Here is a 5,666-nt window from a genome sequence, read left to right as displayed (position 1 = left end):
CACCACCAGTAAACCCACTTAAAAGACCAAAAAGAAGATTAAAATCAAATGCATATTTCAAATCAGGTACAACCTTGAGAAAAACAATCAATGTGAATTTGATGACAAAAGCGATAAGAATAAATGTCAGCGTCAACGGCGTACCTAGCAGAATAATGAAATCCGTTCCCTCTTTGATTTTTAAACGCGTAGTAGCACGCCAGAGCAACCAGCCAACGCCAAAGCCGATCATCAGCCCTGCCAACATTGCGATTGCTCCCCAGCGCGGGAAGCCCAGCTGGTTAATCACATCGCTTGCGCCCAAAAAAGAAAGACTAACGGCAAGAGAAAAAGGCGGTAAACCTTCGTTTCCCTATCTTTCAATGCGATTATTCCCCTCGCAATGAGAAAAATAAGCAAAATCCAAGCCCATAAAGGGGTTCCAGTCAGAATGTTAAACAATGACATATTATGCTCCACGATGTTTGATGCGATAAAAATATCGCATGATGTTAGGAAGATATTTAGAAAAAAGAATACTAGCACAAATTACCCCCCTAGTGACCCACCAAAGCTGGGGGGCCCATGCAAAAAAAGCCATTAGAAGGCCATTTGCAAAAAAGATGATTACCCAAATCCATATAATATATTTATTGATGAGATAAAATAGGATATGTTTGCGTTTTTCTTCAGAAACACCAGCACTCGCATAAAAAATGGTAAAAGGTTTCTTTACCAGCAAGCTAATCAATGAAACTAGAGCAAATGACAGATAGCAAAAAACTGTGGGGTAGTTCGGTAAAAGTGTAGACCATCCAGCAAAATAATTAACAAACAGGACAATAAATGTCAGAATGTTAGTAATCATCACGGGTTCTCCCTGACGGATAATTTTAATATTCACAGCAATAATGGACAATAAAATCACAGTTAAGATGAGAGAGCGTTCGACCAGAGTTAAAACGTTTCCATTGATAGCCCAGGAGTAAATACGCCACGGAATAAAAGAGATTATTATGTTAAACATGGTGCATCCTCCTTGCAATAATGCGTCATCGCCGCGTCAAGATTCCCATCTTCAATCTCATGGAGGATAATAGAAAGGAGGACACTAGAAAGTTACATGATAGCATATTTGCAAACTCCCATATGCGCGTGGCCAGTGGCACACCCTCCCCCCAATTCGTGCAGAAATGACGTCGCTCTTGGTACTGGACGTGTTACGTCGGTGCTAACCTTCTCTATTTTTTTGCAGAACAGAAAGCGCGTATCAGGCTCTCTAGCCATACTTAGAGTACGCAAAGTTATTCATCACTCTACAACACCTTAAGCGCACAATTTTATGTTTTGTATTAAAGGATTTTTGCTTTCAAAATATACGAACAACATCACACAAAGTAGAATAAACAAGCTGCCCCCAACATTAAACCAAACCTTGTCTGTAACCAGCACTGTTGCACCGAAACAGTTAACAATAGCGTGGATAAAAAAAGTGCACACGCATAAAATTTAGAGCGCGTAACAACACCACGATACGCCAAGCATGTATTCAAAATATACATGAGTATGACGCTCATTAAAGCACACAAAAAAATACTCGCTTGCGTCCAGGAATAAAAAATTACATATTCACTGACTAATAACCTAGATCGAATAAGCCAGCCATTATAAACAAGGAAAGACCCTAGCACCTTATAAGCTAATTCGCATAAACCCCAGCCTATGCCAATATTCAGCGGCAAACGCCACAACAAACTAGGCGAGCACCGATAAAACTTAGTAACTAACCAATGACGCATGGCTTCTTCTGCTACAACAATAAAAACCGTCAATGTTAAAAATAAAAAAATAAGCGCCAGCCCCTGCTCTGCACGACTCTCGGTTTCAAAAATACCATCATATAAAGCGTTTTTATTACAGATTGTTCCCAAAAAGCAATAAACCCGAAAGCAATGCAGCTAGCAACAAACCATCCCACAGCACCAGCGACAACCAATTTGAACTTCAGAAAATGATGAAACACACATAGAAGAAAAACAACGCCAAGCACTTGCAGTAAACGTAAGGCATCAAGTTTATGTTCTGTTTCCGAGTAACGCCATACTAACAGAACAATCACCCCCAAAACTATGCCGCTCAACAGCACATTTATCCAACTAAATATAGAGCGAAAAAAATTATAAATGACAGCACCATAAATAAGGCCTGGAGAAGCGAAGTAATAAATAAAACCAACATTATTATGCCCCCTCATTTACTACAGCGTAACTGCTATTTTTCTTCATGGATAATCTGTCTTGCACAAAATCATAAATTTGCTGCATAAGAGCAAACATAAGAATAGTAGCGATTGTATAATGCCCAATTGCAAGAAGTTCTGGCTCAGCGGCCCACCATGAAAAGCGCGCCCAAGCCGCCAAGCATTGTAAAAGCAAGATAAGAACAAAAAAACGCCATTTCTTGTCAAAGCAAACCACAAGCATTAAGAAAGTTGATAAAAGATTCAGATCTATAATAAACGCATAATATATTACCGTCGTCAAGTAAAGAAAGTAAGGCGTCCCTATAAAGACTAAAGGTCCCTTTTAGGATCTTCACAGCTTCTGGTAGAGATGTAAGCAGGCAAGCCCTATAGCAGCCCCCCCAAACCCCCATTCCCACGCTCAGGGCTGCCTCTACACCATTGCCGTTATGTTGTGCTACCTAATGAGAGAGCAAAAAACTGCATAATCGTCATGCCTATAGGGAATAGACCAACAGCAAAAACAATATTAGGCGTACTATAAGCAGAAAAATCAAAAATTAAACTACCTATCATACGCATAAAGCCGTATAGAAAAAAATCAAAAGCACATAACAACCAGTGCTTGACCCAATAATCGCCTTCGTGCCTTTAAACGCTTTAACCAAAGAGAGTAACCAGCGGTACCCCAATATAAGCGAAAGCGCCAAAAACATAATAAAGAAAATAACTCACAGCGCCATAAACATAAAGAAAAACAAGACACAAAATAACGAGCAAGAAAACCAAATGTTCAACCAATGTTTTTTTCTTCATCAAAGGAAAAATAATCAGCACCAGACAAAAAACAGCGCCGATAACAGATAATGTCAATTTGTCAAGCATTATAGTCTCAGAAATAGAATTTATTAATATTGCGTAGTCTGAAGAAATGCCAAACATAGATAAAAGACCAACCGCAAAATGAATTACAAAAGGCAGATAGAAATAGGCCTTGCGCTTATCTTGGAAACCAAGATACATAAAACGCGTATTTACAACATGCATCAATACAATCATGCCCGTGGGCAATAAGATAGCTGATCGCTTGTGGATAAGATTCAAATGCGACATAGCACGCCATTTGTGTCTCCCTATCAACACGGTAATTCAAGTAAAGAAAAAGAGCTGGGAGGGTCTTATAGCATAAGTCTAGAACACCCAGCCTAGGCCGAAATAAAGGACCTCACGCGCAGCTAATTCTGACTTATATACGCAAAGCAACCACAAACGCAAAAGCTCCGCAGTTAAAACTGATATCAAAAGGATAAAAAAGGGATAGTTTGCAGCAACCCCACTCATGTAATGCACCACCTGCTGCTGGCTATTATTAGCAGCAGACAAAGCAGGCAATGGTAACAAAGAGCTCAAATATACAAAACCTGCCCCAATACACAAGGCAGCAACTGCACCACAGAATCCAAGAACTAAATATTTATATGCGTAGCGCTCGTGCAGAATTAAAAGTATGCCAAGATAACATACCAAAAGCAAAAAAGATAAGTCTGAAAGCCCACTTTCACTATGTAGATAAGCGAAGATGATAGCGCAGGAAAGACCAGCTAGCCCCCCAAATGACGCGCTCGCCCAACAAGCCATTGTTTTTCAGGACACGAGGGTTGGAACTTATCCCAAAACTAAGCAGCATTCCAAAAATTAAGTCAGACATATAATTTCCTTAAAGCGCCTTGCCCTCCCAAGCATACCAAGATATTATTGCGGGAGAGAAACTCCCTGCTAAGAGGCTGATAGCGTACCCCTTAGCAAGGCCTTTACCTTGTTAACAAATCTAGGTCAAACAACAATTTCACCACTTAGAGCAAACACAACCCCAACCAGCTTTAGCAATACCCGCGGCTGCGCCACGGACCCCGCCTACTATTGCTCCAGAAACTGCCCCTCTTGGGGTGGCTGCTCTAGGCTTTAGGATAAAACCCAAAGAACTATAGCCTCCTGTCCTCTTACTCAGTTTTCTTTTTAAACGGGTTAATCACACTAAACTTCACATTCTTTGATTTAATGTAACGCACGTACACATAAACAACATACATCAAACAAAGCCAATTTGTAACCATTCTATAGTCATCGTCTGTATGAACAAACGCTACAGAATAAGAAACAAAGAGGCTAAAAAACAGCTCTGCAAGAACATCAAGGACCAACCAATAATATTTCTTTGTAGTAACAAAGAGAACCATCAAAAATGTCAAAAAAACCTGGCCCGTTAGAATAACAAAACCAAGCGCCGCATAATCAAACATTTTTTTCACTGTCTCCCTGTTTGCAAAACCTATCTGTTGATAGATTTCTCGAAGGTCTGATAAAAGCAGTGATGACACAAAAAAGATGCCTATGGCAAATCCACAGCCAATGCAAATGCTTAAATCTAGCACTGACATAGATTTTTCCTTCAAAGCTTTAGCAATTAGGACATAGCGAGCCCCCCCTATCATCAACGGAATAATGAAAAGCAGATAAATATAGCTCGAAAGCTGCAGATCAAAAAAATCTAACAGAACGCCATCACTCATAACAATAAAACCAGCTGCGATGAAAAAATGGGGCAACTTGCGATAATGGCCAAACTAAAGCACTTTATATTGTTTACTATATTGGATATAAATTCCCTGCAAAAATAAAGCAAGAATATAATTATAGTACCACGACGAGATATCATCGGCACACCGACTATATACTCAAAGGCCAACATGAGAGGAACAACAACCAATACCCCCACTATGAATGTAACCATGTTCTCCCTGCCTAACATGCTTTTTCCATTAATAGCAATAGTTTTGAAGAATAGATACATGACAAACACCAGACAAAAATAAGCGAGCACTAAACCAAACGCGCCCATAGCTCCTCCTGTGCAATATTCTAAACATAAAGGTGGCACCTTTTACAGTACCACCGTTCTAGGCTTTAGGATAACCCAAAGAACTACATCAAAAGTGTATCACCGTCCCACCACTTGAATGAGCAATAGATTGACCAAAACGCTGTGCGCCACACTGGACACCAGCCACACCATAACCAACATAACCGCCTATGGTCTCTCCGTACTCATTGCCTACAGCTTGCCCAAAGCTTGCGGCGGACATTGCACTAGCAGGATTACGCCCTATCTCGGCTCCTCGGAAAAAACCACCCACAAGGCCAACCTGACCACTATGCTTGTTACCAAACGCAGCACCAACGTCATATTTGCTACTAAAATTATCGGCACTGCAATAATCGCGCGAACCACTTGAACTTCCCATTTATTTTCCCCAATTTAGTGTATAAACAAATTCCCCCAAGGCTACTTATGTCCCCGCACCAGAATGGCTTACCCATAATCAACCACCGAAACACCCCTTGGAGATATGAATGCACTTTCATGCAAGTTCACATTTATAATATA

At 40.4% G+C, this 5,666-nt stretch carries 8 protein-coding genes and 1 pseudogene; all 9 read right to left on the bottom strand.

Annotated features, from left to right (window positions below):
* Positions 1 to 304: pseudogene (locus BN338_RS05035) on the bottom strand (hypothetical protein); the annotation flags it as partial.
* Positions 286 to 447 (bottom strand): hypothetical protein, encoded by a 162-nt coding sequence (locus BN338_RS13070; protein ID WP_244427611.1) that lies wholly within the window; start codon positions 445 to 447, stop codon positions 286 to 288. The gene BN338_RS13070 and the pseudogene BN338_RS05035, both read right to left, overlap by 19 nt.
* A gap of 1 nt (position 448) precedes the next feature.
* Positions 449 to 1,006: a hypothetical protein gene (locus BN338_RS05030; RefSeq protein WP_039759677.1), complete on the bottom strand. Its 558-nt coding sequence runs from the start codon at positions 1,004 to 1,006 to the stop codon at positions 449 to 451.
* Positions 1,007 to 1,367: 361 nt separating this feature from the next.
* A complete protein-coding gene (locus BN338_RS13065) occupies positions 1,368 to 1,910 on the bottom strand; it encodes a hypothetical protein (protein ID WP_244427610.1) in 543 nt (180 codons plus the stop codon).
* Positions 1,911 to 2,668: 758 nt separating this feature from the next.
* On the bottom strand, positions 2,669 to 2,797 hold the full coding sequence (locus BN338_RS13495) for a hypothetical protein (protein WP_280109518.1): 129 nt from the start codon (positions 2,795 to 2,797) through the stop codon (positions 2,669 to 2,671).
* A gap of 84 nt (positions 2,798 to 2,881) precedes the next feature.
* Positions 2,882 to 3,334: a hypothetical protein gene (locus BN338_RS12105; protein ID WP_198003681.1), complete on the bottom strand. Its 453-nt coding sequence runs from the start codon at positions 3,332 to 3,334 to the stop codon at positions 2,882 to 2,884.
* Between the two features lie 78 nt (positions 3,335 to 3,412).
* The gene (locus tag BN338_RS12100; protein WP_198003680.1) at positions 3,413 to 3,859 is read right to left on the bottom strand and encodes a hypothetical protein; all 447 of its coding nucleotides are present in this window, start codon (positions 3,857 to 3,859) and stop codon (positions 3,413 to 3,415) included.
* 362 nt (positions 3,860 to 4,221) lie between these two features.
* Positions 4,222 to 4,791 (bottom strand): hypothetical protein, encoded by a 570-nt coding sequence (locus BN338_RS13060; protein ID WP_244427609.1) that lies wholly within the window; start codon positions 4,789 to 4,791, stop codon positions 4,222 to 4,224.
* A 417-nt stretch (positions 4,792 to 5,208) separates the two neighbouring features.
* The gene (locus BN338_RS05005) at positions 5,209 to 5,523 is read right to left on the bottom strand and encodes a hypothetical protein (RefSeq protein WP_039759673.1); all 315 of its coding nucleotides are present in this window, start codon (positions 5,521 to 5,523) and stop codon (positions 5,209 to 5,211) included.
* Between the last annotated feature and the right edge of the window lie 143 nt (positions 5,524 to 5,666).

The organism is Bartonella queenslandensis AUST/NH15 (genome assembly GCF_000312585.1).
Taxonomy (GTDB): domain Bacteria; phylum Pseudomonadota; class Alphaproteobacteria; order Rhizobiales; family Rhizobiaceae; genus Bartonella; species Bartonella queenslandensis_A.
This window is presented reverse-complemented; position numbering and strand designations above follow the sequence as displayed.